The organism is Devosia enhydra (assembly GCF_900119845.1).
Lineage (GTDB): Bacteria > Pseudomonadota > Alphaproteobacteria > Rhizobiales > Devosiaceae > FPKU01.
In genome coordinates, this window is the sequence record NZ_FPKU01000003.1 from 391656 (window position 1) to 417921 (window position 26266).

General features: G+C 66.5%; 29 protein-coding genes and 1 tRNA gene. 12 read left to right on the forward strand and 18 right to left on the reverse strand.

Features of this window, described 5'->3' with window-relative positions:
- Positions 1-22 precede the first annotated feature (22 nt).
- Positions 23-529 (reverse strand): CAP domain-containing protein, encoded by a 507-nt coding sequence (locus BT183_RS16645; protein WP_177282598.1) that lies wholly within the window; start codon positions 527-529, stop codon positions 23-25.
- 228 nt (positions 530-757) lie between these two features.
- Between BT183_RS16645 and BT183_RS20840 the strand changes: the two genes are divergently transcribed.
- Positions 758-922, forward strand: coding sequence for a hypothetical protein (locus BT183_RS20840; protein ID WP_177282600.1), 165 nt, complete (start codon positions 758-760; stop codon positions 920-922).
- Here the strand turns inward: BT183_RS20840 and BT183_RS16655 are convergent.
- The 5 genes from BT183_RS16655 to BT183_RS16675 form a co-directional block, all read right to left on the reverse strand.
- Positions 903-1646, reverse strand: coding sequence for a hypothetical protein (locus BT183_RS16655; RefSeq protein WP_072345619.1), 744 nt, complete (start codon positions 1644-1646; stop codon positions 903-905). The two genes, BT183_RS20840 and BT183_RS16655, sit on opposite strands and share 20 nt — an antisense overlap.
- Positions 1647-1720: 74 nt before the next feature.
- Complete coding sequence (locus tag BT183_RS16660) at positions 1721-2950, reverse strand: threonine synthase (protein ID WP_210185495.1); 1230 nt, start codon at positions 2948-2950, stop codon at positions 1721-1723.
- An 8-nt stretch (positions 2951-2958) separates the two neighbouring features.
- Positions 2959-5829: a hybrid sensor histidine kinase/response regulator gene (locus BT183_RS16665; RefSeq protein WP_072345625.1), complete on the reverse strand. Its 2871-nt coding sequence runs from the start codon at positions 5827-5829 to the stop codon at positions 2959-2961.
- A gap of 105 nt (positions 5830-5934) precedes the next feature.
- Positions 5935-6420: a hypothetical protein gene (locus tag BT183_RS16670; RefSeq protein WP_072345627.1), complete on the reverse strand. Its 486-nt coding sequence runs from the start codon at positions 6418-6420 to the stop codon at positions 5935-5937.
- Between the two features lie 427 nt (positions 6421-6847).
- On the reverse strand, positions 6848-8986 hold the full coding sequence (locus tag BT183_RS16675) for a TonB-dependent receptor domain-containing protein (protein WP_072345628.1): 2139 nt from the start codon (positions 8984-8986) through the stop codon (positions 6848-6850).
- Between the two features lie 238 nt (positions 8987-9224).
- Here BT183_RS16675 and hemP point away from each other — a divergent pair, with 238 nt between their 5' ends.
- The 9 genes from hemP to BT183_RS16720 are packed head-to-tail and all read left to right on the forward strand — an operon-like array spanning position 9225 to position 15911.
- Entirely contained in the window at positions 9225-9338 is a 114-nt protein-coding gene (gene hemP, locus BT183_RS21060; protein ID WP_244545364.1) for a hemin uptake protein HemP, read from the forward strand.
- Between the two features lie 8 nt (positions 9339-9346).
- A complete protein-coding gene (locus BT183_RS16685) occupies positions 9347-10402 on the forward strand; it encodes a hemin-degrading factor (RefSeq protein ID WP_244545365.1) in 1056 nt (351 codons plus the stop codon).
- A complete protein-coding gene (locus BT183_RS16690) occupies positions 10399-11262 on the forward strand; it encodes a heme/hemin ABC transporter substrate-binding protein (protein ID WP_177282602.1) in 864 nt (287 codons plus the stop codon). The genes BT183_RS16685 and BT183_RS16690 overlap by 4 nt, the downstream gene beginning before the upstream one ends.
- A 15-nt stretch (positions 11263-11277) precedes the next feature.
- Positions 11278-12375 carry a FecCD family ABC transporter permease gene (locus BT183_RS16695; RefSeq protein ID WP_425290580.1) on the forward strand — a complete coding sequence of 366 codons (1098 nt, stop codon included), beginning with the start codon at positions 11278-11280 and terminating at the stop codon, positions 12373-12375.
- A gap of 5 nt (positions 12376-12380) precedes the next feature.
- The gene (locus BT183_RS16700; RefSeq protein ID WP_072346307.1) at positions 12381-13199 is read left to right on the forward strand and encodes a heme ABC transporter ATP-binding protein; all 819 of its coding nucleotides are present in this window, start codon (positions 12381-12383) and stop codon (positions 13197-13199) included.
- Positions 13199-13633, forward strand: a complete 435-nt coding sequence (locus BT183_RS16705; protein ID WP_072345630.1) for a hypothetical protein — start codon at positions 13199-13201, stop codon at positions 13631-13633. The genes BT183_RS16700 and BT183_RS16705 overlap by 1 nt, the downstream gene beginning before the upstream one ends.
- Positions 13634-13636: 3 nt before the next feature.
- Positions 13637-14323 carry a protein TolQ gene (gene tolQ, locus BT183_RS16710; protein ID WP_072345635.1) on the forward strand — a complete coding sequence of 229 codons (687 nt, stop codon included), beginning with the start codon at positions 13637-13639 and terminating at the stop codon, positions 14321-14323.
- Positions 14323-14769: an ExbD/TolR family protein gene (locus tag BT183_RS16715; protein WP_072345636.1), complete on the forward strand. Its 447-nt coding sequence runs from the start codon at positions 14323-14325 to the stop codon at positions 14767-14769. The genes tolQ and BT183_RS16715 overlap by 1 nt, the downstream gene beginning before the upstream one ends.
- Positions 14769-15911 (forward strand): energy transducer TonB family protein, encoded by a 1143-nt coding sequence (locus BT183_RS16720; RefSeq protein WP_072345637.1) that lies wholly within the window; start codon positions 14769-14771, stop codon positions 15909-15911. The genes BT183_RS16715 and BT183_RS16720 overlap by 1 nt, the downstream gene beginning before the upstream one ends.
- A gap of 1 nt (position 15912) precedes the next feature.
- Here the strand turns inward: BT183_RS16720 and BT183_RS16725 are convergent, their stop codons facing one another.
- Entirely contained in the window at positions 15913-16278 is a 366-nt protein-coding gene (locus BT183_RS16725) for a DUF2200 domain-containing protein (RefSeq protein ID WP_072345638.1), read from the reverse strand.
- Positions 16279-16403: 125 nt separating this feature from the next.
- Here BT183_RS16725 and BT183_RS16730 point away from each other — a divergent pair, with 125 nt between their 5' ends.
- The gene (locus BT183_RS16730) at positions 16404-17315 is read left to right on the forward strand and encodes a uroporphyrinogen decarboxylase family protein (RefSeq protein WP_072345639.1); all 912 of its coding nucleotides are present in this window, start codon (positions 16404-16406) and stop codon (positions 17313-17315) included.
- A 2-nt stretch (positions 17316-17317) separates the two neighbouring features.
- Here BT183_RS16730 and BT183_RS16735 read toward each other — a convergent pair whose 3' ends face one another.
- The 4 genes from BT183_RS16735 to BT183_RS16750 all read right to left on the reverse strand — a co-directional run bounded on the left by BT183_RS16735 (position 17318) and on the right by BT183_RS16750 (position 21137).
- Positions 17318-17740 carry an FAD synthase family protein gene (locus tag BT183_RS16735; RefSeq protein WP_210185496.1) on the reverse strand — a complete coding sequence of 141 codons (423 nt, stop codon included), beginning with the start codon at positions 17738-17740 and terminating at the stop codon, positions 17318-17320.
- A complete protein-coding gene (locus BT183_RS16740) occupies positions 17737-18549 on the reverse strand; it encodes a LicD family protein (RefSeq protein ID WP_084603619.1) in 813 nt (270 codons plus the stop codon). The genes BT183_RS16735 and BT183_RS16740 overlap by 4 nt, the downstream gene beginning before the upstream one ends.
- A gap of 63 nt (positions 18550-18612) precedes the next feature.
- Entirely contained in the window at positions 18613-19134 is a 522-nt protein-coding gene (locus tag BT183_RS16745; RefSeq protein ID WP_072345641.1) for a L,D-transpeptidase, read from the reverse strand.
- A gap of 80 nt (positions 19135-19214) precedes the next feature.
- Positions 19215-21137: an ice-binding family protein gene (locus tag BT183_RS16750; RefSeq protein ID WP_084603620.1), complete on the reverse strand. Its 1923-nt coding sequence runs from the start codon at positions 21135-21137 to the stop codon at positions 19215-19217.
- 595 nt (positions 21138-21732) lie between these two features.
- On the opposite strand from BT183_RS16750, the gene BT183_RS16755 reads away from it, so the two are divergent.
- Positions 21733-22050 carry a hypothetical protein gene (locus BT183_RS16755; RefSeq protein WP_143145857.1) on the forward strand — a complete coding sequence of 106 codons (318 nt, stop codon included), beginning with the start codon at positions 21733-21735 and terminating at the stop codon, positions 22048-22050.
- Positions 22051-22142: 92 nt separating this feature from the next.
- Here the strand turns inward: BT183_RS16755 and BT183_RS16760 are convergent.
- The 7 genes from BT183_RS16760 to BT183_RS16790 all read right to left on the reverse strand — a co-directional run bounded on the left by BT183_RS16760 (position 22143) and on the right by BT183_RS16790 (position 26251).
- A tRNA-Phe gene (locus BT183_RS16760) sits at positions 22143-22218 on the reverse strand.
- A gap of 119 nt (positions 22219-22337) precedes the next feature.
- A complete protein-coding gene (gene yacG, locus BT183_RS16765) occupies positions 22338-22559 on the reverse strand; it encodes a DNA gyrase inhibitor YacG (RefSeq protein WP_072345644.1) in 222 nt (73 codons plus the stop codon).
- A 5-nt stretch (positions 22560-22564) separates the two neighbouring features.
- Positions 22565-23203 carry a Maf-like protein gene (locus BT183_RS16770; RefSeq protein ID WP_072345645.1) on the reverse strand — a complete coding sequence of 213 codons (639 nt, stop codon included), beginning with the start codon at positions 23201-23203 and terminating at the stop codon, positions 22565-22567.
- 24 nt (positions 23204-23227) lie between these two features.
- The gene (gene infA, locus BT183_RS16775) at positions 23228-23446 is read right to left on the reverse strand and encodes a translation initiation factor IF-1 (protein WP_035082742.1); all 219 of its coding nucleotides are present in this window, start codon (positions 23444-23446) and stop codon (positions 23228-23230) included.
- Between the two features lie 85 nt (positions 23447-23531).
- A complete protein-coding gene (locus BT183_RS21225; RefSeq protein WP_072345646.1) occupies positions 23532-24494 on the reverse strand; it encodes a UPF0262 family protein in 963 nt (320 codons plus the stop codon).
- A 3-nt stretch (positions 24495-24497) separates the two neighbouring features.
- Positions 24498-25793: a histidinol dehydrogenase gene (gene hisD, locus BT183_RS16785; protein ID WP_072345648.1), complete on the reverse strand. Its 1296-nt coding sequence runs from the start codon at positions 25791-25793 to the stop codon at positions 24498-24500.
- Entirely contained in the window at positions 25793-26251 is a 459-nt protein-coding gene (locus BT183_RS16790; protein ID WP_072346321.1) for a DUF2948 family protein, read from the reverse strand. Before BT183_RS16790 ends, hisD begins: the two co-directional genes overlap by 1 nt.
- Positions 26252-26266: the final 15 nt, after the last annotated feature.

Genomic DNA, 26266 nt, shown 5'->3' on the forward strand with positions numbered 1-26266 from the left:
CAGCTTGCACCATTCGCCCCCCTCACAACCAAGCCGCGAAATCGCCACCCGCCACGAACGCCCAGTAAATCCCGTATCGGCTCTTGCGGCCCGCCGGCACGCGCGCCACGGCGAGGCCGAATTCGGTGAATTTGTCGCTCAGCAGCGTCGAACGATGGGATGGGGAATCGAGCCAGCCCTGGATGGCGGCCTCGAGCGTCTGCTGGCCGCCCGCGACATTTTCGCCCACCGCCCCGACATAGCCGGCATCGGTGACGCGCTGGCGCAGGGTGACGCCCAGATTGTGCGACAGCTGGTCGCGCGAGGCCATGAGGTCGGCCTGCCGGCGCGCCGCCGCGGCGAGCTTGCCATTGTAGCTCAGGGGTTCGCGGCCATTGGCCTGCCGCACCCCGTTGATCGCCGCCATGATGCTGGCCGTCGACAGTTCGGCGGGCGATGTCCGCGTCAGCGGCGGACCGGCGGGCGAACAGGCGGCAAGCAGCAGGAGGGCGCTGCCGGCGAGAAGGCGTCGGCGGGAGAGGCTGGTCATCATGGGTCCGGACTGCGAATCGCTGCGATCACTGCAGGCCATTCTGGCACAGCCCTGGCCCCGCCTGCCTGCGGCATGGCCGACCCGAACGCACACGCCCAAAGTCAAGCATCAACATCTTCTTCATACGTATTAACGTTGCCGTTTCATTAAGAATACTTGTGGCCTTCATTTGGCATTTTTCGGGCGGGCGCGCAGTATCTGCTCGGAGGAATGGGGGACGTGCACATGACGCATCTGGACTTCAGCCACACTCAACCACGCGCTGCGAGCACCGTGGAGCGGGCCCTGCGCCGCTACCGGCAGGAGGCTCTGGCCATGGCCGCCGGCCTGACACTCGGCGCGGTGATGATCCTCGGGCTCGCCGGGCTCTTCATGCGCGCGCTGGCCTGAACCGGCTGCGCAGTTCGACCACGAGCGCCAAGACACCGATACCGATCCAGACGAGCGGGTTTACCCAGCTGAAAGCGAGGGTGTTGAGCACCACGAAGCCGGTGGCAAAGCCCAGCATCAGCCCGCCGGCCTCGCCCATCGGCCCGGCCCCCGCGAGAGGTTTCAGCGCCAGCATCGCCAGCGGCATGGCCGCGATGCCGGCCTGCCACCAGAAGGAGGGCTGGGTGGCGATGTTCGGCACCATTGCCAGCATCACGAGCGTCGGCACCACGAGCAGCACCCCATAGGCCTGCAAGCGGTGCGTCTCGGGCACCACGATCCTGTCGCTTGAAAGCCGCAGCACCAGCCCGACCACGAGGATCGCCCCGATCAGCACCGGCGCCGGCAGGTTCAGCCCCAGCGCGGTGCGCAACAGGAAAACCGGGACACCGCCCACGATCAGCACCCCGAAGAGCACCAGCGCCACGCCGTGGCGCAGGGCGGCGGGCACGGGGCGGTGATCGACCAGCACCCCGAAGAGCCAGGCCACGACCCCGATGCCCAGCATCAAGGGCGTCGGCCAGGGGAGGAAGGGCAGCACGATCAGCCCGGCGGCAAGCCATGCGGCGCCCGCCGCCGTTCCGGAAACAGCGGTGCTGCGCCCACTCATTTTTCCCATGGCGAAGCCGGAAGCGAGGGCGACGGCCCCGGTAACGGCAAAGGCGATGGCGGCGTAAAAGCTCATGGCGGGCCTGTGCTTGGTTGGGCCCCATAGAGGCGCGGGCCGGGCGGATCTGTCCAGTCACATGCTGATGAGGCTCAGAGCCGCGAGAGGTCGATCTCTTTTGTCCGGTCGAGCGGCTCGCCGGCCATCGGCATGGGATATTTGAGCCCCGTGGCGCAGTTGAACAGCACCACGCGCTCGCCCTCGGCCACGAGCCCCTCTGCCCGCGCCTTGCGCAAGGCCGCAAGCGTCGCCCCGCCCTCGGGGCACATCAGCAGCCCGTCCTGCCGCGCCGTATCGTCCACCGCCCGCAGGATCTCGGCATCGCTGACCGCGAGGGCCCGCCCGCCCGATTGCCGCACCGCCCGCAGGATGAGGAAATCGCCCACCGCCTTGGGCACGCGGATGCCGGCGGCCACCGTCGCGGCATTTTCCCAGCGTTCGGCATGCTCGAGCCCTTGCTCGAAAGCCCGCACCATCGGGGCGCAGCCCTCGGCCTGCACCGCATACATGCGGGGCCGCTTGCTGCCGATCCAGCCCAGCTTTTCGAGCTCGTCGAAGGCCTTCCACATGCCGATGAGCCCGGTGCCCCCGCCCGTGGGATAAAAGATCGCATCGGGCAGGTCCCAGCCGAACTGCAGGGCCAGTTCGAGCCCCATCGTCTTCTTGCCCTCGATGCGATAGGGCTCCTTTAGGGTTGAAAAATCAAACCACCGCCCCTCGGCCGCGCCCTTGCCGACAATGGCGCCGCACTCGTCGATCTGTCCGTTGACGCGCCAGACGCGCGCGCCCTGCGCCGCGATCTCGCGCACATTGATCTCAGGGGTTTCCTCGGGGCAGAGCACGATGGTCTCGATGCCGCAGCGCGAGGCATAGGCGGCGAGCGCCGCCCCCGCATTGCCGTTGGTGGGCATGGCGATGCGGGTAACGCCCAGTTCCTTGGCCATCGACACGGCCATCACCAGCCCGCGCGCCTTGAACGAGCCCGTCGGCAGCCGGCCCTCATCCTTGACCAGAACGCCCTTTCCGCCCGAGCGCGGAATGGCGATCAGCGGGGTCTCGATCTCGCCCAGCGAAACGATATTGGCCGTGTTCACCACCGGCAGCAATTCGCGCCAGCGCCAGAGATCGGGCGCGCGTGCCGCAATCGCATCGCGATCGATCGAGGCCCCGAGCGCGGCCAGGTCGTAGCGCACCAGCAGCGGGCGCCCGACCCGCGAGAGCCCGTGCAGCCGCCCGGCCTCATAGCGCTCGCCCGTCATCGCGCATTCGAGATGGGTGACGAAATTGGCGCGGTTGGCTGAAAGATTATCGGTCATCGTCATCCTCGCACTCACCGTCCGGCCGTGGCCCCGCGCAGGGCGGCCTCGAGTTCGGCCGCCTGATAGGGTTTTGTTACCGCATGGGCGCCCGCTATCGCGTCCATGCCCGGCACGCTCGCATGGCCCGAGGCAAAGACGATGGCAATCCCGGGATGGGCCTGCCGCGCCTTCTTGGCAAGCTCCACGCCCGACATGTCGGGCAGCCCCACATCGATGACCATCGCATCGAACCGGCCCGTGGCCAGATGTTCGAGCGCCTCGGCCCCGTTGGCGGCTTCGGCGACGGTGTGGCCGCTATCGGCCAGCATCTGGCTGGTGTTGATCAGAATGAGGAACTCGTCCTCGCACACCAGCACCGACAGCGTCCGGGGCTCCGCTTCGGCCTCAGGCCCCGGCGCGGGTGAAGGCTGCGCCGAGGGATTGCGGGCTTTTTCGGCGTCGATCACCTCGCGCACCTTCAGCGCCAGCGCATCGGAGCTGTAGGGCTTGCTCAGAAGATGCACGCCAGGGTCGAGCCGGCCGCCATGCACGATGGAATTTTCGGTATAGCCCGAGGTGTACAGCACCGCGAGGCCGGGCCGCACCTGCCGCGCCCGCTTGGCCATCTCGGTGCTCTTGAGCTTGCCGGGCATCACCACATCGGTGAACAGAAGATCGATGGCCAGTCCACTTTCGACAATGGCGAGCGCCGCATCGGCATCCTTGGCGGAAACCACCTGGTAGCCGAGCTCGGTCAAGAGCGCGACGGTGGTTTCGCGCACGCGCGGGTCGTCCTCGGCCACGAGCACGAGTTCGGTGCCGCCGCGCGCTGTCTGGCCGGTCATCGGCTTTTCGTCCTCGGGCCGGTCCGAGCGCGGCAGATAGAGCCTGACGGTCGTGCCACTGCCCACCTCCGAATAGATCTTCACATGGCCGCCCGATTGCTTGACGAAGCCATAGATCATCGAGAGCCCGAGGCCGGTGCCGCGCCCTTCCGGCTTGGTGGTGAAGAAGGGCTCGAAGACCTTGTCGAGGATCTCGGGAGGGATACCGGACCCGGAATCGGTCACCGCGATCATCACATACTGGCCCGGCGTCACATCGGCATGGGTGCGGGCATAGTGATCGTCGAGAAAGGCATTGCCCGCCTCGATGGTCAGCTTGCCGCGCCCCTGCATGGCGTCGCGGGCATTGATGGCGAGGTTGAGGATGGCGTTCTGCACATTGCCCTCGTCGACGAGGGTGTTCCACAGACCTCCGGCGATCAGCGTTTCCACCTCGATCGCCTCGCCGAGCGAGCGGCGCAGCATGTCGTCCATCGAGCGCAGCAGCCGCCCGACATTGAGCGATTTGGGCGCCAGCGGCTGGCGGCGGCCGAAGGCGAGAAGCTGGCTCGAAAGCTGCGCGCCGCGCTGCACCGCCTCGAGCGCGTGGCCGAGCCGGGTGGAGGCCGTACCGTCATGGGCAACGGTCTTTTGCAGCAATTGCAGGTTGCCGCTGATCACCTGCAACAGATTGTTGAAATCATGGGCGATGCCGCCTGCGAGATTGCCCACCGCCTCCATCTTCTGGCTTTGGCGCAGCACCTCCTCGGTGTGCATCAGCTCCGATGTGCGCGCCTCGACCCGCGCCTCGAGCGAGGCGTTGAGGGCGGCGAGCTCCGCCTCGAGCAGCTTCTGATCGTGGATGTCGGTATTGGTGCCCACCCAGCGCCGCACCGTGCCGTCGGCGTTGAAGGTGGGCTTGGCGCGCGCGATGTGCCAGCGATAGACCCCGTCGGCGCGGCGCAGGCGGAATTCGGTCTGGTAAGGGGCCGCCGCTCCCAGCGCCGCCGCCCAGCTGCGGCCGGCGGCGGGGCTGTCGTCCTCATGCACCATGCTGACCCAGCCATGGCCATCGAGCATGCCCGGCTCGGTGCCGCTGAAGGCATAGACCTGGTCGTTGAACCAGTCGAGCCGGCCATCGGGCAGCGCCGTCCACACATGGTTGGGCAGCGATTGCGCCAGGTCACGGAAATTCGCCTCGCTTTCAAGCGCCTTGAGCTCGGCCGCCTTCTGGTCGGTGATGTCGTGGCCCTGCACGAAGATGCCCACCACCTCGCCCGCCTCGTTGCGGATGGGCTGGTAGACGAAATCGAGGAAGCGCTCGACCGGCTCGGCGCCGGGGGTGTGGGTGAGCAGCACCCTGATGCCGCTGCCCACATAGCGCTCGCCGGTGCGGTAGACGGTGTCGAGCAGCTCGATGAAGCCCTGCCCGGCCACTTCGGGCAAAGCCTCGTCGACCGTCTTGCCCAGCACCTGGCGGTGCCCCACCACCTGCAGATAGGCGGCGTTGGCGATCTCGAACACATGCTCGGGCCCCGCCAGCACGGCCATGAAGCTGGGTGCCTTGTCGAAGAGTTCGCGCAGGTAATGCCGCTCGGCGGTGAGCGTGCGCACGGCGCTGTCGGCGGCGCTGGCGCGCGCGAGCACCTTGGCCGCCTTGCCCTCGTCGGGGTCGCGCTCGCGCAGGCGATGCAGTTCGGTGATGTCCTCGGTGTGCTGGAGCACGAAGGCCACCTTGCCCTCAACGTCCTTGATCGGGGTGTGGGTGGCGCTCCAGTAGCGGTGTTCCACCACCCCGTCGGGCCGCGACACCGGATAGGCGATCACCGGCAGATAGTCGACGACCCCGTCGCGCGCCGCCCGTTCGAGCGAGGCCCTGAGCAGCTGTCCCGCCGCGCCCTCGGCCGGAAAGGCATCGAACACCAGCCGGCCGACGATTTCGTCGAGCCGTCGCGCCGTGGTCGCAAGATAGGTGCGGTTGGCCGAGACGATCACCAAATCGGCATCCATCACCATATAGGCGTTGGGCGAAGCGTTGAACAAAGTCTCGGCGGAGAGATAAGGACCGAAGGCTGGCATCAAGGCTTCCCTGCTGGCTGGCGCACGAGCACTAGCAACTGGGCGGCTGCCCGACCAGTCCCCGTGATGCATCCGGGCCTCAAGGGCGATCGGCCGCACCGGGCCTCAGAGCCGGAACGACCAGAAGAGGCACGCCCCCGAAGCGGCCAGAAGCGCGATCACCGCCAGCGAGCGGATGAGCAGGTTCTTGCGCAGCTGGTTGGTCAGCAGATGCACCCCGATCACCGCCAGCGCGAACAGCAGGTGCCAGTCGAGCACTTGCCGGATCGTGTCGCGATCTACGAGGATGACACGCGCCAGCACCACCCCCACGATGGTGGCGAGCAGGATCAGCGTGGCCGAATAGAGCGGAACCGACGCGCTGGCATGGGTGAAACTCGCCGCCCGCAGCGGCAGAAGCGCCACCAGCGCCGCCGAAAACGCATAAAGCGCGGCCAGCGGCATGAACATGGCGGGCGCCGCGATCGCATCGAGCCGCTCCACCCCCGTCATTCCGATGCCATAGCCCTTGATCGCCAGTCCATAGCCCAGCGCGGCGAGCGCCAGCGTGAACAGCGCGACAAGGATAAAGGGCCAGGCGATTCGGCTCATGAGCAGGTCCTCGGATTTGCCCGAGTGGTAGCTCCAAGCGGTGAAAGAGCCGTAAGCGCGGCCAGGCAAGCCTTCGACCGCCCGCCGAGCCCCTCACCCCCGTTTGGAGGTCCTCACCCTGAGAAGCGGCAACGGCGCGTCTCGAAGGGCGAGGGCCGGGCACTTCATGCTTCCGCACCCCCAACAGAGGTTCCTGCTTGCGCTGGAACGACCCGGTGGTAGGGCAAGTGCACCGTGCTCCGCCCCCATGGTTCGAGACGCGCCTAGCGGCGCTCCTCACCATGAGGTCTCTCGGGCAATTCAAAGCGGTCCTCACCCTGAGGAGCGCCAACGGCGCGTCTCGAAGGGCGAGGGCCGCCCGCACCGCCCCCGCCCCAACCGGCCACACCACCTCCCTCTTCACGGGGGAGGTGGCCGAAACCAAACCTCAATAATCAAACTGCTTGGAGAGGCTCAGCTTGAAGGTGCGGCCCTTGGCGTCGGCGCTGGCCAGATTGTCGCGATAGGAAGCATCGAACAGATTCTCGACCGACGCGCGGAGTTCGGTGCCCGCCATCACGCCCGTATCGGGCTTCCAGGCCGCGAAGAGATCGTAGGTCTGGTAGCCTTCCACCGGCACCACCTGGGTGGTGTTCGTGGCCCCGATCGAGTTCTCCGCGTCCGCCACGAGCCTCGCCCGTGCGCCGAATTCGAGGTTGTGTTCGGGCACCCGTGCGCCCACCGTCAGGGCCACGCGGTGGGCGGGAATGGTGCGCAGCGGCAGGCCGGTGGTCAGGTCGCTGCCCCAGGTCGCCGTATAGGCGAGGTTGGCGAAGAACAGGTCCGAATTATAGGCCCCTTCCACCTCGATGCCATAGATCTCCGCCCGGTCGATATTGGCGTAATAGACATCGGTGGGGAAGGTCGGCGACGACCGCGTGCCGCTGGTGGCGATCAGGTCGTAGAGATCGTTGTAGAACGCCGTCATCTTGACCGATGCCGCATCGCCCGACTGCACCAGATCATTGCCCGAGAGCGTGAAGCCGGCTTCGTAATTGATCGACTTCTCCTTTTCGAGGTCCATGTTCATATTGCGGGTGAACACGGTTTCGGCATTGTTGGCGCTGTAGCTGTAGAGCTCGTCGATGGTCGGCATGCGCTCGGTGTAGGAAAGCGAGCCGAAGACGCCGAAATTCTCGGTCACGTCATAGAGCGCCGCGATCTTGGGCGAGATCGCTTCGTTCGAGACCTCATAGGCGCCCGGAATCTCCTCGGAGGGGTTGATGGTGCTGAAATCGGCGCGGACGCCTCCGATCACCGTCAGCTGGTCGTTCCAGATCGATTCGTTCTGGAAATAGAGCCCGAGTTTGTCCTCGGTGCCTTCGGGATGCTGCTGCAGAAGCGTCGTCGCGGTGCGCTCGGCCAGCCGGTTCTGATGGCTCGCCTGCAGGCCCACCGTCAGATAATTCTCGAAGCCTTCGGTGATGTATTCGGCGGTGTTGTCGACCTTGAACTGCAGATTTTCGTAGGTGTAGTCGGTGTCGTCGAGAATGCGGAAGGTCGGCGAGGGCGGGAAGCCCGAGAGATCGGCAGTCGAGCCGGTCTGGCTGTTGGTGGTGTTGGAATAAGACAGCGACATCTTGGTATCGAGCCAGGGATTGTCGCTGGCCGGGTTCTCGTAGGAGAGCACCACCGTGTCGTCGGTCACGAGCCGATCGATATTGCCGAAGGTGCCGTTGAGGATCGGATCGATCTGGGTCTGCACATAGGGCTGGTCCGGATCGTCCGAGGTCCAGTGCTGGTAGGAAAGCCGCACCACCTGCTCGTCATTCTGCCCGAAGCGCAGGGTGCCCTTCAAAAGCCCCGACAGCGTCGAGAAATCCGTGCCCTCGGCCAGATCGCCACCCCCGAAGGTGAAATCATCGGCCCGCCGCCAGTTGCCGGCGGCCAGCACGTCGAAATTGTCGGTGAGCCGGTGCGCGAGGATGCCCGAGGCCAGCGTGCCGTTGCCGTTCGAGTCATACTGGGTCTTGAGCCGCACGGCCCCGGTCATGCCCGGCGCGATGAAGTCCGAGGCATCCTTGGTGGTGAAATTGATCACCCCGCCGATGGCGCCCGCGCCATAAAGCGTCGATGACGCCGGCCCGCGCAGCACTTCCACCTGCTTGTAAAGCTCGGGATCGGAGAAGAACGAGCCCATCCGGTACTGTTCGGAGAATTTGGGCGCGCCATCCACCGTCACCACGATGCGCGCGGCATCCGCGGTGTTCTCGGTGGTGCCGATGCCACGGATGTTGAAGGCCTGCCCCAGAACATTGTCCGAGCCCAGCATGGTCACGCCCGGCACGGTCTTGAGCGCATCTCCGATGGTGGTCGGCTGCGACCGGTCGAGGTCCTCCTGGTCGACCACCGTCACCGCCTGTGGGGTGTCGATGGCGATCTTGGGCGCCCCGAGCCCGATCACCAGCCGCTCCAGCAGCGTTACATTTGTCGTGTTGACGGTCTGCGCGAAAGCGACCTGAGCCGCCACCACCGCAAGCGCCACGCCACCCATCAGGGCGGCCGAGCGCATTCTTACGAGCCCCATATCAGTCTCCATGTGTCGGGATCGGCTGCGGGCTGGCGGGAGGCTGGCTGGCGGCGCGATAAAAGATGACTCTTTAAATCACCTATTGCGTCACCTAGAGAAGTTGTCTATTCGAGTCAAGTTTTCTGATGGGCGCCAGAACGGCGAACATAGAACGCAAGGCTTTGAATTGGCTTCTCATTTGCCGGGGCGAAGGATTGTGCCTGAGCCCGCAACCGCAACACCGGAGCGACTGAAGGTGGTCGACAGCGCAGAGCTTTTCGCCGGAGAGACCGAGATCGTCATTGTCCACAATGGCGTCCCGTACCGGCTGCGCATCACCCGCCAAGGCAAGCTCATCCTCACCAAATAGGCTCAGCCGTGACCCAGACCGAACAGAAATCCGCCGAGATGATCCGCACCCTCAGGGCCCGCAATCCCGAGATGCGCGAGCGCGACTTCGCCCGCATCCACAAGATCTCCGAGGCCGAGCTGGTCGCCGCCGAAGTCGGGCACACCGCGACGCGGCTGCGCATCGATCTCGAAATGCTGCTCAACGGGCTCACCGCCGCCGGCGAAGTCATGGCGCTTACCCGCAACGAGAGCGCCGTGCACGAAAAGATCGGGCCCTATGAAAAGCCGGTGATCGGGCCGGCCGCCTCGATGGTTCTGGGCGACGAGATCGACCTGCGCATCTTCCCCAAGGAATGGGCCTTCGGCTTTGCCGTCGAAAAGCGGGGCGAGGATGGCGCCATCAAGCGCTCGCTGCAGTTCTTCGATGCCGCCGGCACGGCCGTGCACAAGGTGCATGCCCGGCCCGGCACCAATCTTGAAGCCTGGTCGATGCTGGTCGACAATCTGCGCCACGTCCAGCAGTCCGACACCATTCCGGTCGAGACGCTGACGCCGGTTCTGGCCGAGGGCCAGCCGGCAGGCGCGGCCGAGCTGCGCGAAAGCTGGCTGGGCATGACCGATACCCATCAGTTCTATCCGATGCTGAAGCGGCTCAAGCTCGACAGGTTGCGGGCGCTGGAAATGATCGGCACCGATTATGCCTGGCGGCTGGAGCACGAGGCCGTGGCGGGCCTGTTCGAAGCCGTCGCCGGTACCGGCCTGCCCGTCATGGTGTTCGTGGGCAATCGCGGCTGCATCCAGATCCACGCGGGCCCGATCACCAAGGTCGCGCCCATTGGCCCCTGGCTCAACGTGATGGACGAGACCTTCCACCTGCATCTGCGGCTCGACCAGGTCGTGGCCGCCTGGGCGGTGCGCAAGCCCACCAAGGACGGGCACGTCACCTCGGTCGAGCTCTACGACGCCGAGGACAATCTCATCATCCAGTTCTTCGGCAAGCGCCATGAGGGCATCGACGAGCGCCCGGTGTGGCGCGGCATCGTCGAGGCCCTGCCGGCCGCCGCCGGCAAGGATGCCGCATGATGGCCCTGCGCACTTTACTCGCCGCCTCCGCGCTCGCGCTTTTGTGCGGGCTCGCCCCGGCGTCGGCCGATCCCCTGCCCGATGCCTCGCGCCTCGTCTCCATCGGCGGTTCGCTGACCGAGATCATCTTTGCGCTCGATGCCGAGGATCGGCTCGTTGCGCGTGACCAGACTGCGACCTTCCCGCCCGAGGCGATGGCTTTGCCCGATGTCGGCTATATGCGGGCGCTGGCGCCCGAAGGCGTGCTCTCGGTCAACCCCACCGCGCTCCTCGTGCTCGAAGGCTCGGGCCCGCCCGAAGCCCTCGCCGTGCTTGAAAGCGCCGGCGTCGCCTATCGCACCGTGCCCGAACGCTATTCGGCCGAGGGCGTCATCGAAAAGGTTCGCGCCGTCGGCGATGCGCTCGGGCTCGAGGCGGAGGCCGATGCTCTTGTCGCTCAGCTTACCGCCGACTTCGATACCCTCGCCGCCCGCACTGCGGCCATCGCCACGCCCAAGCGCGTGCTCTTTGTCCTCTCCAACCAGGGCGGGCAGATCCAGGCCTCGGGCACCGGCACGGCGGCCGATGGCATCATCGCGCTATCGGGCGCGGTCAATGCCATCACCCAGTATCAGGGCTATCGGCCGCTGTCGGAGGAAGCGATCACCGCCGCCGCCCCCGACGCCATCGTCATGATGGACCGGGGCGGCGACCATGCGGCCAGCGACGAGGACCTCCTCGCCCATCCGGCCATCGCCCTCACTCCGGCCGGCCGGGATCGCGCCATCTACCGGCTCGACGGGGCCTATCTCCTCGGCTTCGGCCCGCGCACGGCCGCCGCCGCTACAGAGCTCGCCGACCTCATCTACGGCACGCAGTGACGAGGATCATCGCCCGTGACCAGCCTCTCCACCTCCGCCTTGCCCGCCCTCGCGCACCGCGCCGAAGGTGATCGCAGCCATCTCGGCCGCGCCGTGGTGCTCGGGCTCGTGGGCGTGCTGGTCCTCGCGATGGTCGTCTCGCTCACCACCGGCGCCTCGGGCGCCTCGGCCCTTGCGCTCGCCCGCCACTGGCTGGGCCTGACGCAAGCCGCGCCCGATACGCTGCTCCGCGACCAGGTGGTGATCCTCAACATCCGCCTGCCGCGCATGCTCCTGGGCATGCTGATCGGGGCCGGGCTCGCGGTTTCGGGCCTCCTGATGCAGGGGCTCTTCCGCAATCCCCTCGCCGATCCGGGCCTTGTCGGCGTCTCGAGCGGCAGCGCGCTCGGGGCCATCATCATCATCGTGCTCGGGGGCGGCTTACTCGCCCCCGTCATTGCCCCGCTCGGCATCTTCGCCCTGCCGCTCGCGGCCTTCGGCGGCGGGGTCGCGACGACTGCCCTGCTCTACCGGGTCGCCACCCGCGCCGGACAGACGGCGATCGCCACCATGCTGCTCGCCGGCATCGCCATCGGCGCCATGGCCGGCGCCTTCAGCGGCGTGCTCGTCTATATTGCCAGCGACAACCAGCTGCGCGACCTGACCTTCTGGGGAATGGGGTCACTGGCCGGCGCCACCTGGGTCAAGATCCTCGCCGCCGGCCCGATCATCGCGATATCCCTCATCGTCGCGGCATTCCTCGGCAAGGGCCTCAACGCCCTGACGCTGGGCGAAGCCACCGCCGCCCATCTCGGGGTGCCGGTGCAGCGCTTCAAGATCCTCGCCATCCTCGCGGTGGCGGGCGCCACCGGCGCCTCGGTGGCGGTCAGCGGCGGCATCGGCTTTGTCGGCATCGTCGTGCCGCATCTCCTGCGCCTCGTCATCGGGCCCGATCACCGCTACCTGATGCCCGCGACCGCGCTTTTGGGCGCGAGCTTCCTGCTCATGGCCGATGCGCTGAGCCGCGTCATCGTCGCCCCGGCGGAGTTACCCATCGGCATCGTCACCGCCGCCTTTGGCGGACCCTTCTTCCTCTGGCTGCTGCTCCAGCGGCGGCGCAACCTTGCGTGGTGAGCGGCATGATCACGCTCTCCGACGTCAGCGTCGCCATCGACGGCACACCCATCGTCGCCGACATTTCCGCGACCATCCCGGCCGGGCGGCTCACCGCCATCATTGGCCCCAATGGCTCGGGCAAGTCGACGCTGCTCAAGGCGCTCTGCCGCGATCTGCCCTTTAGCGGCACCATCACGCTCAACGGCCACGACCTCAGAACCCTCTCCCCCGTCGCCGCCGCCTGCCACCGCGCCGTGCTGCCGCAATCGAGCACCCTGCCCTTTCCCTTCACCGTGCGCGAAGTGGTCGCCATGGGGCTCACCGCCGGCCGGCCCGGCCCCAATGCCCAGCGCGTTGCCCGCCTGCCCGAAGAGGCACTCGAACGCGTCGATCTCTCGGGCTTCGGCGGCCGCTATTATGGCGCGCTCTCGGGCGGCGAGCAGCAGCGCGTGCAACTGGCGCGCGTCCTCTGCCAAGTCTGGACCCCGGTGCTCGACGGCCTCCCGCGCTTCCTCTTTCTCGACGAACCCGTCTCCAGCCTCGATATCCGCCACCAACTGCTGATCATGGACGAGGCCCGCCGCTTTGCCGATACGGGCGGCGGCGTGCTCGTCGTGCTGCACGATCTCAACCTCGCCGCTATGTATGCCGACCAGATCCTCGCGCTCCGCGCCGGTCGCCTCGTGGCTGCGGGCGCCCCGATCGCGGTGCTCACCGACGAGACCATTCAGTCGCTATTCGAAGCCCCCCTGCGCGTCGGCGCCCTTCCGCCTGCGGGCGCGCCATTCGTCCTGCCGCAATCGACACTCGCTCGTTCCACGCAAACCTTTCGGGTAGCCTGATGAAAACCGCCCTCCTCGCCCTCGCGCTCTGCGTCCTTCTTGTCGGCTCAGGCTTCGCGGTCGCACAAGAAGCGAGCGCACCCGCGCCCGCCCTCAGCCTCGAGCTCAACGCCCTCCAGCCGGTGGAAGACGGCTGCCGCGTCACCTTCCTTGCCACCAACGGGCTCGGCCATCCGCTCGATCGCGCGGCGGTGGAAATGGCGTTCTTCGGGGCCAGCGGGGCGATCGATCGCATCGTCACGCTTGATTTCCGCGCCCTTGCCGAGGGCAAGACCAAGGTGCTGCAATTCCAGCTGGCGCGGCTCGATTGCGCGGCGGTGAGCCGGGTGCTCGTCAACGACATCACCGCCTGCGAGGGCGAAGGTCTGGCCCCCACCGCCTGCCTTGCCGGCCTCGCGCCGTCTGCCCGCCCCGACATCGCCTTCGGGGTCTAAGGCATGGAAACCGCGCATGATTTTTCCATCATCGGCCTGTTCATGCAGGCCGACTGGGTGGTCAAATCCATCATGATCGGGCTCTTTGTCGCCTCGGTCTGGTGCTGGGCGATTATCGCCAACCGCATGGCCGCCTATGGCCGGGCCCGGCGCGACATGGCGGCCTTCGACCGCGCCTTCGCCTCGGGCCTGTCGCTGGCCGATCTGCGCGACCGACAGGGCAGCAAGACCGGCACCGGGCTTTCGGCCGTCCTCGCCGCCGGCATGGATGAGTGGGATCGCAGCCACGCCCAGAAGGCCGCCGATCCGCAGGGCCTGCGCGGCCGGCTCGAACTCGTGCTCGATCTCGCCGTCGCAGAGCAGAGCGCCGCGCTGGAAAAGCGCCTGGGTTTCCTCGCCACCATCGGCAGCGCCGGCCCGTTCATCGGGCTTTTCGGGACGGTCTGGGGCATCATGAACGCCTTCACCGCCATCGCCACGAGCGAGAACACCAGCCTCGCCGTGGTCGCCCCCGGCATCGCCGAAGCCCTGCTCGCCACAGCGCTCGGGCTGCTCGCAGCTATCCCCGCCGTCATCGCCTACAACATGCTGAGCGCCGATGCCGGCAGGCTGATCGGCCGGCTCGAAGCCTTTGCCGATCGGCTGGTCGCCATGCTGTCGCGCCAGCTCGACGCGCAGAAGGGCCTCTGATGGGCATGATGGCGGGCGGGAGCAAGGCCGGGGGCCGCAGGCGCGGCCGGGGGCGCGGCGGCCCGATCAGCGAGATCAACGTCACCCCGCTCGTCGATGTCATGCTGGTGCTATTGATCGTCTTCATGGTCGCCGCCCCGCTGATGACGATGGGCGTGCCCGTCAACCTGCCACGCACCGCCGCCCAGGCCATGCCGCTCGAGCGCAAGCCGATCACCGTCACGGTCACCCCCGAGGGCGCGATCTCCATCGAAGGCGACCCGGTCACCATGGAGACGCTCGTGGCCAGCGTCGGCGCGCTGATGGGCGAAGAGACCGACGAGCGTCTCTATGTGCGCGGCGATGCCGAAGTCGCCTATGGCCGCATCATGGAGGTGATGGGCGCTCTGTCGGCGGCCGGATATGCCGAGATCGGGCTGATCACGGAACGCAAAGAGGCCCCCTGATGCGGCTCGCTCTGCCGGCTTCGGCGGCCCTTCACTGCGGCGCGCTCGCGCTTCTGCTCATGGGCTTCGCCTGGCCCGAGACCGCGGACGCGCCCGCGCCCGCCCCGGTCAGCGTCAGCGTCGTCAGCGTGTCGAGCGTTACGAGCAACGCCACCGAGCTCGTGGAATCGGATGCCACCGTCAACGCGCTCTCGGCCGGCAGCGAGGCGCCGCTGGTCGAGCCCGAGACGCCTGAAGAGGTCACCGAGGAGACCGAAACCCTCGAGCCGGTCGAGAGCGAGCAGCTTGCCGAAGCTGAGGCCGAGCCCGTCAAGGGCGCGCCGCCTCCGGAGGCCATCGCCGAGACGCCGCCCGAGGTCGCGGAGACCGCGCCGGCGGCTCCCGCCGAGCCCGTTCCTGCCGAAACCGTCGCCGAGCCCGTGCCGCCCGACGCGATCCTCGCCGAGCTCACCAGCACGGCCGAGGACGCGCTGCCGCTCGCGGCCCCGGCTCCCCTGCTGCCCGCCGAGGCGGCCCCGCCCGCCCCTGTTGCGGTGGCCGAGGCAGCGAGCGAGTCGGCAGAACCGGCCCCCCCGACACTCGCCGCCGAAACACCGCCCGAAACTCTCATCGAGACGCCACCGGAAACCGTTGCCGCCGTGGAAGAGACCGAGCTGTCCCCCACCCCCTTCCCGCGCCCGCGCAGCGAACGTCCGGTAGCCGAGCCGCCTCCGCGTCGTGAGCCACCGCCCGAGACGCGTTCCGTGCGCCAGCAACAGCCCCCGCCCCGCCGCAGCAACCCGGGCGCCGGGGGCAACAGCAATGCCGATTCGGTGGCTGCCGCAGCCCCCTCGCCGCCGCGCGCCTCTGGGGCCGGCAGCGGCGGCTCGGCCGAAATCGCCCGCTATCCCTCCCAGGTCATCGGCAAGCTGCGCAATGCGCTGCGGCGGGCCGGCGGCCAGTCCGGCGAAGTCATGGTGCGCTTTACCGTTGCTGCCAATGGCAGCCTCTCGGGCGCCAGCATCGCGCGCTCCTCGGGCAATGGCGCGCTCGATCAGGCGGCCCTGGCGCTCGTGCGCCGCGCCGCCCCCTTCCCGCCCATCCCGGCCGGAGCCGGCCGCTCGAGCTGGACCTTCGACGTCCCCCTCGCCTTCCGGCGATGAGCTATGGCTGTTTGGGCTGCCGCAAAATCTTTTCCATGGGCCGGCCCTTGGCGATCTCGTCCACCAGCTTGTCGAGATAGCGGATCTCCCGCATCGTGGTCTCCTCGATCTCCTCGATCCGCACCCCGCAGATCGTGCCCGTGATGGCCGAGCGCGCCGGGTTCATGGCCGGGGCGGTGGCGAAAAAATCCTCGAAACTGGTCTTGTCTTCCAGCACCCGGCCAAAGCTCTCCGCATCATGGCCGGTAAGCCAGTAGATGACCTTGTCCACCTCATCCCTGGTCCGGCCCTTGCGCTCGACCTTGGTGACGTAAAGCGGATAGACCGAGGCGACGCTCATGCCATAGATGCGCTGGTTGCTTTTCATCGGGTCTCGCGCGCCTGCTGTTCGTTGCCGTCCCAGAATAACCGGGCTGCCGGCCCTGTCCACCCGGCAGTGCCCATCCCGACAAACGCCGCCGCGAAGGGGCCGATACGCGTGAGATCATCACCATGGCGCTGACGCCCGTCGAGCGGCTCGAGGCCATCATCGCCGGCGAACGCACAGACCGCATTCCGGCCAGCGTCTGGTTCCATTTCGGCAGCGAGCACCTGCCCCCCGAAGCGGTGGCGCGGCTGCACGCCGATTACCAGCGCGCCTATGGCTGGGATTTCCTCAAGGTCATGGCCGATTACCGCATCGCCCTGCCCGATGCCGCCTTCACCGGCAACGCCATCGATCCGGGCCTGCTGCTCACCGGCACCGACTGGGACGCGCAGTTTAGAGCCCAGAGGCAGGTGATCGCCTGGCTGCGCGCCGATCTCGGCCCCTCAATTCCCCTGTTCGATACGCTCTACAGCCCGTGGATGCAGCTCCTGCGTCATCTGGGGCGCGACCAGCGCCAAGCGCTGCTCGCCCGGCCCGATATCGCCCAAGTGCTGCTCGTGCGGCTGACCGATGCCACGTGCCGCCACATCGACCGCCTCCGTGACGAGGGTGTGTTCGGCGTCTTTTTTGCCACCACGGCGGCTTCCGGGGCCGAAGGCGACGCCCACCTCCTGCAATCGGCAGGCGACATCCGCATCCTCGCCCATGCCGAAGGCCTCGCGCGCATCCTGCATGTGCATGGCAGCGGCATCGCGCTCGACCGGGTCGCGGCCTATCCCCGCGAGATCATCCATTGCGATGATCACGATCCGGCCAATCCGGGCCTCGCCGCCCTGCGCATGGCTGGCGCACGGGCCGTCATGGGCGGCCTGCCGACGACCGCCCTCACCGGGCTCGGCCTTCCGGCGCTGCGCCAGGCGATCATCGACGCCATCACCGCCGCCGGTCCGGCCGGCCTTATGCTCGCCCCCGGCTGCAGCGTCTCCCCCTCGGTCTCGGGGCGCACCCTCGCCACCATCCGCGACTGGCGCCCCTGAGGTCAGCGCCCCGCCGCAATGGCGCTGCGGATCAGCGTCGTCGATATCCCATTGGTGCGCGGCAGGTAGCGCACGGCGCAAAAGGGCAGCAGAAAATCATAGTGCCCCTGCCAGTCATCGCCCATCACCACCGCGTTGATCGCGTGCGTTCTGACGAGGTCGATCTTGGCCTGGACGAGCTTCACCCGCCCCGTTCCGTCGGGCACAGCATCATGGCACACGACTTCATCGACATGGCGCGTGTGCAGCAGCATTTCGCGCCGTATCTCATAGGAATACACGGGCGCGGATTTGCCGTTCGCGCCGATCAGCGCGTCGCTCGCAAGCCCCACAACCAGATGGTCGGCGTCCGCAGCGATGCGCGCCAGAAGCCGCATATGGCCATAATGGAGCAGGTCGAAAGCCCCGAATGTCGCAACCCTCACGGCCGTTCGTCCCCCGTCCAATACGCCGCCTCGAAATGTCGCCAGCGCTTATTCTCGGGCGGAAGCTCCATAAAATCAAGGCCATAGCGGATCTCGAGAAACCGCTCCAACTGGTTGGGCACCGCCACTTTGACCCCACAGAACACCGCGTCCCGCAAGGGAAACACCACCTCATGCGGGTAGCGCCCCTTCCACGCCATGCCGATCGATCCCGAGACGATGCCCGTGCCCCTTGCGTAAAGCGCCCGATCCTCGGCGCGCAGCCAGGGGTAGATCACAAGATCGGCAAGTGTCTTGAGCGGCCTGTATAATCCGCTCTGCCGCAACAGCCGCTTGGCCCTGCCTTTCCAGGCGACACTGGAGTCGGGCATTATTCCCGCAAGTGCAACGCGCGACACACCATTCTCGATTCGCTTGTGCCAGACCGAGCGCCAGTTGCGCATCGGCGCGACATCGATTGCCAACCCACGATCGGTCATCCGGCCGGCTTCAGTCACCCGCGTGCGGCCGTCGAAGATGCGGCGGCCCGAATCAAGTCGCGCGCTGGCTTCGAAAACCAGATGCGGGGGCAAGTCGGCCATCGCCTTGTCAAAGCGGGGCATATCCTCCGAGCGCACCGAAATGTCGATGTCATCATCCCAGGGCACGAACTGCCCTTCATGGCGCACAATGCCCAGACACGCGCCGCCGATCAGGCAATATTCCACCTCATGGGCGTCGCAAAGCCTTGTTATGTCACGGAGAATTTCCAGAAGGACCGACTGCGCGGCTGCAGGCGTCATCGGTTCGGAATGGAGTTTGGCGCTCATACCGCTGAGCTTCTCACCGAACCCTGTCCGGGGCGCAAGCCCTTGCCGCACAAGACCCCTTGCTCAGAGTTCGACGAGGACCCGGGTCCCCACGCCGACCCTCGAGAAGAGGTCCATGACGTCGGAATTGTGCATTCTTATGCACCCATAGGAGACAAATCCCCCAATTGAGCCGGGCGCGTTGGTACCGTGGATGGCATAAACCCCACCGGTCAGCGTCAGGGCCGCCGCGCCCATCGGATTGGCCGGCGAGCCGCCAGCAATCACGGCCGGCAGGGCGGGATTGTCGCGCCGTATCGCCGCTGGCGGCGCCCAGTTCGGCTCGACGAACTTGGCCTCGATCGCCGTGCTGCCTGTCCACTGCCGTTCAGACCGTCCGACCCCGACGCTGTAGCGCAAGGCCCGCCCGTCGCCGATGACGAAATAGAGGTGGCGCTCGCCCGTTCTCACAATGACCGTACCCGGGGCCGCGGCGCCGGCAAAGGCAACCATCACCCCGGCGGCCCTGGCTGGCGCCGAGGGCGCCAGGACGCCTGCCATCAGGCAGAAAAGGTGCAGGGCGAGGCGGAATTTGACTTTGACCATTCCGGCAGTCTGGCCGGCTCAACTTTCCGATCCTACCGAAAAGTCGTTAAGACTGTTCCTATCCCCGTGTTTTCCACCTCTTACCAGGCATATCCCAGCGTCAGGCTGCCACCATAGCTCTGCGCATTGGCGGCAAAGGCCCCCTCGATCGCTGCGGCAAGGATTACCCCCTGGGCGCTGCGCACCCGCGCACCGGCCGAAACCACGGCGGAATCGGCACCGGCCCGGGCGCCATCCAGTTCGAAGGCAACGCCAGGCACGGCAATGAAGCGGGCCGTAAGGGAGGCGTCCGTCTCGAACTCATGGACCCATGCGGCGCGGGCATCGAATGTGACCACCGCACCATCATCGAGCGCGGTCGACCACTCCAGACGGGCGCCGATTTCGCTGCGCAGGCTGATCGCAACGGCTTCGTCAAAAGCCAGAGCATAACTCGCCGTGCCGAATTCGCTGACTTCGGCATAGGCGGGCGTGGCGACCGCCTGGGCCCGTGCGGCTGCATAAGGGGTGAGCACGCCCAGCCGATAACCAGCCTCGATCTGCCCGGCAAGCGCCTGGGCGTCGAAATCGGCAGTCAGGCGATCGATGCCGGCGAAATCCACGGTGCGCACGGTTTCCACCTGATGGGAACCATAGGCCAGCGCACCGGACACATAGCCTGTCTCGAAATCGGCGCGCGCATGAATGGCCGCCTGCAGCGCGTCGGTTCTACCGCTGCCCATGCCATCGCCCACTTGGAAATCGGTGCCACCGGTCGCCAGCGCAAAGCCGAAGCGCGTATCGGCTGTGAGGTGATCAATGCCGAACGCGACGCCATAGTCATTGGCTGTGCGGCCCGCGGCGCCGCTCTCGGCGTCGGCATCGACCAGCGTCACGCCGCCAAAGCCGGCCATCCAGGCTTCCCAGCGCGGGGCGTAAGGCGCTGCACCGGGATCGAAACTGTCAAATGCGCCATTGCCCGCATCGGGCCAATAGCCCATGACGCTGACCGTGCCGCGCGACGGTCCGGTGTCGCCGAGCCGCGCCACGGAAACGCCGCCGCCGCCGCGACCGCCACTGACCAGAGTAAGAAACGAATCCGTTGCCTGCCCGATGGTGGGGCTGACGCCCGTTGCGACTTCGCCCGAAAGCTGGGCAAGCGCGTCGGCAAGTTCGGTCGGGGAAAGCGTGGCAGCCAGAATGGCAAAGCCGGGCGGAAGCACGCCACCGCCGGCAACATAGTCGTCGAGGGCATCGGCAATGGCCTGCGCGTTGTCGGTGGTGTCCTCGTCTTCTAGACCGTCGCCGAACGTGCCAGCATCAAGAACGCAGATGCCGATTGTATTGCTGTCGAGCGTTACCGCGCCATTGCGGGCAAGGGCCGCGCCACAGTTGATCGTGGCGGATGTATTAAGGGTGATGCTCGTCAACGCCACGATCTGGCCGGCAAATGTCGTGGACGTTCCCAGCGTCGCCGAAGATCCGACGACGAAAAAGACATTGCCGCCCTGCGCCATGTTCTGCAGCGCCACGGTGGAATTGCTGCCCGTGGTCAGCGCCTCATCGATAACGAAAATGAAGATGGCATTGGGGTCGCCAAGGCCATCGAGCGTCAGGGTACCATTGAGGCCTGCGCCTTGATCAAAGCTGTACACGCCGGGATTGAGCGTTAGGCCGCCCAGATCCTGCCCTGTCAGGTCCTGATCAGGCGTCTGCCCCTGAAGCACGTTGTAGAGCGATGTGAGTTGGCTCTGGGCGAGCACGGCCACGGCATCATTGGCGTGGAAGGTGAAGGGCGGCGTTACGATGCCGGGCGGAAAGCCGGTGATCGCAGTGCCGGCGCTGACCCCGACATTGCCCGAAATCACGCTCGTGCCGGTGTTGGTCACGGTCGAACCGGCCAGAACGGCAAATGTCTCGACCACTTCATACTGCGCCAAAGCTGCCGTGGCGATCGGCAGTGAACCTGCGATAGCAAGAACAGACAAAGGCACGCATGCGAACGATCCGGAAAGCCACGCCATCTTGCGCTCCTTGCTGCCTGAGCACTGCCAAAGCGGTAGCGTGTCATGTTGCGCAGGGTTTGTCCGAAGGACTTCACCCCAATCCAGAAATATTCAAATCCGTGATATAAATATCACACAAAGATCCAAACACTTTTTGGCTTTCCGTCGAATGGCTATTAATATTTTCAGGTTATTTATTTTAGGCGCGTGGCAAATTTATCGGGTGACTTGGGCAATCGATTCTCACAAGCCCCTCTCCAGCTGGCCAGAAAATATTGTTCAAAGCAATAATCGGAAGAGCACAATTTCTCGATCCCTCGGTGGCAGGCAGATCAGCCCAGAGTGAGATCAGGACGGGGACGCGTTCGCCCGCGCTGCGCTGCGGCTCGAAGACAGCGAGCGGTAAGAGCGCCGTGACTGCCTCCCAGGATGGACGGCATCGCTCTGCCGAGACCGGGCTTGACGAAGCTTCATCCACGCGAGACCTGATCTTTTCCTGAGAGTGAACCGGACCGCTAGGGATTGCGCGCCATCGCGCTCGACTGAATCGCTACTGCACGGAACCTCATGATCACCAGGCCGTTCTGGTGCGATACAAATGGGGACCAGCGTCATGGCCGAAACCAGCATCACCGACATCGAAAAGCAGATCACCGAGCTCCGCTCCCAGATGGAGCGAATCACCAGCGTCCTCGCCGACCGCGGCGAAGACCTGCTCGAACAGGCCGAAGAGGGCCTCCATTCGGTCGCCGACAACACCCGCGTGGCCGTGCGGCACGTCCAGCACGAAGCCTCGGCCGTGGCCGACGCGGCGCGGGAAAACCCCATCGTCACCTCGACCGCCGTCCTGACCATCGCCGGCCTCGCCTTCGCCGCTGGCTACCTCACCGGCATCGGCCAGGCCGACCGCACCCGCCGCTGGCGCTTCTGATCCTACGCGCGTAGCCAACCCTTGCAATAGGGCCATCACCAGGCCCGTTGCAGGGGTTCACGCGCAAGACATTGAAGCCGTTGGGAAATTTGTGGTGCCCGGGACCGGAATCGAACCAGTGACACGCGGATTTTCAATCCGCTGCTCTACCAACTGAGCTACCCGGGCACTCGAACCAGCGCCGTGCGGCGCGGTGAAGTGGGCGCTTTATAGGGGCGTCGCGCGTCGTGTGCAAGCGGCAATTGGCGGTTTTCTCAACCTCTTGGCGCTGCACGGGAAACCGGCGCTCAGACGTCCGGATCTTCGCCGTCGGGCCCCGCGCCGGCCTCCTCATCCGCACCATCCTCGTCGACCGGCGCGGCGGGGATGACATAGGCTCCCGACAGCCAGCGATTGAGGTCGATATCGGCACAGCGCGGCGAGCAGAAGGGATGATCGGCCTGGGTCGCGGGCTTGCCGCAGATCGGACAGGGCCGGGCCGGCTTCAGCGTGATGACGGTTGCGCCCATCGGCCTCAGACGGCCGTCAGGGTGGACTGGTTGAGCCAGTTGAAATGTACGGGATAGCCCTCACCCGCCAGCAGCGACACCGTTTCGTGCAGGGGCAGGCCCACGACGCTCGAATACGATCCCGTCAGCTTGACCACGAAGGCTCCCGCTATGCCCTGGATGGCGTAACCGCCGGCCTTGCCGCGCCATTCGGCACTGGCGAGATAGGACTCCATCTCGCGCGGGGACAGGCGCTTGAAACGCAGCCGCGTTTCCACCAGCCGGCGCTTCTGCGCGCCCGACGGGGTCATGAGGGTCACGCCGGTAAAGACGCGGTGCGCACGCCCCGAGAGCATCCGCAGGCAGTCGCTGGCTTCCTCGATGGTTTCGGCCTTGGGCAGGATGCGCCGGCCAACGGCGACCACTGTATCGGCAGCCAGGACCACGGCGGTATCGGCAAAGCCGGATTCGCGGGCCTTGAGCTGGGCGGCAAGCGCCTTCTGGTCTGCGAGGCGCTGCGCCAGCTTGCGCGGCAGCTCGCCTTTTTCCGGGGTCTCGTCGATATGGGCGGCGACCAGATGCTCGGGCTCGATGCCGATCTGGTTGAGCAAAGCGAGGCGACGCGGCGAGGCCGAGGCGAGAATGAGTTCCGGACGGCTCGCCATAAGGCGATCTCTCCCTCTAGGCTCTTACTTGAACCGGTAGGTGATGCGACCCTTGGTCAGGTCATACGGCGTCATTTCGCACAGCACCTTGTCGCCCGCCAGAACGCGGATGCGGTTCTTGCGCATGCGGCCGGCCGTGTGCGCGATGATCTCGTGCTCATTCTCGAGCTTCACGCGAAAGGTCGCGTTGGGCAGCAGTTCGGTCACCACGCCCGGAAACTCGAGCACTTCTTCCTTAGCCATTGTCTCTCCTGCAAAGACCACCGGCCCGGAACGGAGCGTTCCAGGCGCGATGGGGGATCGGAATTCGCGCGCAACCTATAGCAAGTCAGGCGCTTTGTGAACCACCGGACACGAGCGGCTCGAGCCGCTGTCGCACCTGGGCATGCAATGTGTCGCGCAGCGACCGATAGGCCGAAAGCACCGCCTCGCGATTGCCCTCCACCTGCGAGGGATCGGCGGTCGGCCAGTGCTCCTCGTCTCCCATTTCGAGCCCGCGCCGGGCCACCGCCTCGGGCGCATCGGGCGAGAGGGTGACAACGAGATCGAAGCGGTTGGCGACGAGTTCGTCCATGGTGTGGGGGGTGTGCACCGACATGTCGATGCCGATCTCTTCCATCACCTCGTGCACGAAGCCATCGGCCTTGCCCGAGCGCACCCCGGCCGAGCGGGCGATGATGCGGCCCGGATAAAGCCTTCGGGCCAGGGCCGCAGCAATGGGCGACCGCACGGAGTTCATCGAACAGACGAAGAGCACGCTGGGGAGCTTGGATTCCCGCTCGTCGATGCGCGAGGCATAGGGCTGCACCGCGCAGATGAGGGTAAAGAGCCGGCGCGCGGTGTTGAGATCCATCTCGAGCTTGTTGTCGAGCCGCGTGCGCAGCAGTTCGGCCGCCTCGTTGTGCAGAGCCCTGCGCGCCATGTCGACGGCCTCGATCTGGAAGGGCTGCGCGATCTTGATCGATTCGTAATAGCTGTCACGAATGCGAAAATAGTCGCGGATCAGGCGTCGGAACGGGGTCAGGGAGAGATAGTGGGCCGCGATCGGCTCGTAGGTCTCGGGGTGCCGCACATCGAGCACGATATAATTGCCGATGATCGAGAGATGCAGCGCGAACGGCCCGCCCACCGCCACCCGGGCGGGGGCAAAGCAATTGTCCTCGACAAGGTCATAGATGGCGATGCGCCACTCATGCACCTCGTCGGGGTTGATCGAGGTGATGGTCGAGGGGTCGAGCGTCACCGTCACGATGCGGTCGGTCTTGCGATCGAACTCCCGCGGCCGCCGCATCGGCTAGCGATTGAGCCGGATGGATACGGACCGGCCATGCGCGTCGAGCCCCTCGGTGCCTGCAAGGGTCACGGCGGCATCGGCGAGCGCGGCGAGGCTGCCCGGGTCGCAGCCCAGCAGCGAGGTGCGCTTCATGAAATCCAGCACGCCCAGGCCCGAGGCAAAGCGCGCCGAACGCGCCGTCGGCAGCACATGGTTGGAGCCCCCCACATAGTCGCCGATGGCCTCGGGCGTATGGTGCCCGAGGAAAATTGCGCCGGCATTGCGGATGAGCGGCAAGAGATCGCGCGGACGATCCACCATCAGTTCGAGATGCTCGGAGGCGATGCGGTTGGCGAGCGCGATGGCCTCGTCCATCGATGACACGGTGATCACCGCGCCGAATTCGGCCCAGCCGGCAGCCGCAATATCGCGGCGCGGCAGCAGCGCCAGCTGGCGCTCGACCTCGGCGATGCTGGCCTCGGCGATGCCGCTGTCGGTGGTGAGAAGGATCGATTGCGCGCCCCCGCCATGCTCGGCCTGAGCCAGAAGATCAGCGGCGATCCAGGCCGGGTTGGCGCTGCGATCAGCGATCACCAGCACCTCGGAGGGGCCGGCGATCATGTCGATGCCGACGCGCCCGAACACCTGCCGCTTTGCCGCCGCGACATAGGCATTGCCGGGCCCGACGATCTTGGCGACGGGCGCGATCGTCTGCGTGCCATAGGCCAAAGCGGCAACCGCCTGCGCGCCGCCGACGCGGTAGATTTCGGTGATGCCGGCGATACTGGCAGCGGCCAGAACCGTCGGGTTGACCACGCCATCTGGGGTCGGCACCACCATGGCGATGCGCTCGACGCCGGCGACCTTGGCAGGCACCGCGTTCATCAGCACCGAGGAGGGATAGGCCGCCGTGCCGCCCGGCACGTAGAGCCCCACGGACTCCACCGGGCTCCAGAGCGTGCCCAGCGTCACGCCGAGTGCATCCTCGTAGACATGGTCGCTAGGCTTCTGCTTTTCATGGTGCGCGCGGATGCGGTCATGGGCAAAGCGCAGCGCGTCGGTCACCGCCTGCGGCACGGCCCTGCCTGCCTCCGCGATCTCCGCGGCGGAAAACCTCAGGCCCTCGGGGGTGAGCGTCAACCGGTCGAAGCGCGCGGTGTAGTCGATGAGCGCACCATCGCCACGATCCGCCACCGCCGCGATGATCGCTGCAACCGCGTCGCCAACCTCCTGGCTGGCTTCGCGCTTGGAGCCGAGCAGGTCTTCGAACCGGGCGGCGAAATCGCCGTCGCTGCTGTCAAGTCTGTACAAGGGGATCAGGCCTTCGCTTGGTCCAAATCGTGGTTGGGCACATCATGGCTGGGGCGACCGCGGGCGGCCCATGCGGCCCCGAGATCCTCGAGGCGCGCCTCGAGCACTTCGACCGCCAGTCGAACCGTACCGCCGCCGGCAAAGCGCAGCTCGACATGCCCCGATGGCGCATCGGTCTCTTCGCACACGATGGCGAGGAGCGACAACACCCCGTCGCGCGCATTGGTGTCGATGCCCGAAACCTTGACGCTCTCGACCCGTTCGAAGCGCAGGGCGGCGCGCTTGCGCTGCCCCCTGCCCCGTGCGTCGCCGGCCTCCCAGGCGAAGCGGTTCATCAGCAGCGCGAAGCGCCGGTCCGCCTTGGCAAAGCCCATGTCGCTGACGCGCAACACGGCATCCTGGGTGGCTGCAGACACGACCGCGAGGTCGTCCTGATCCAGCGCGAGCAGCTTGAGATCGGTCATCGGCGTCATCCGGGT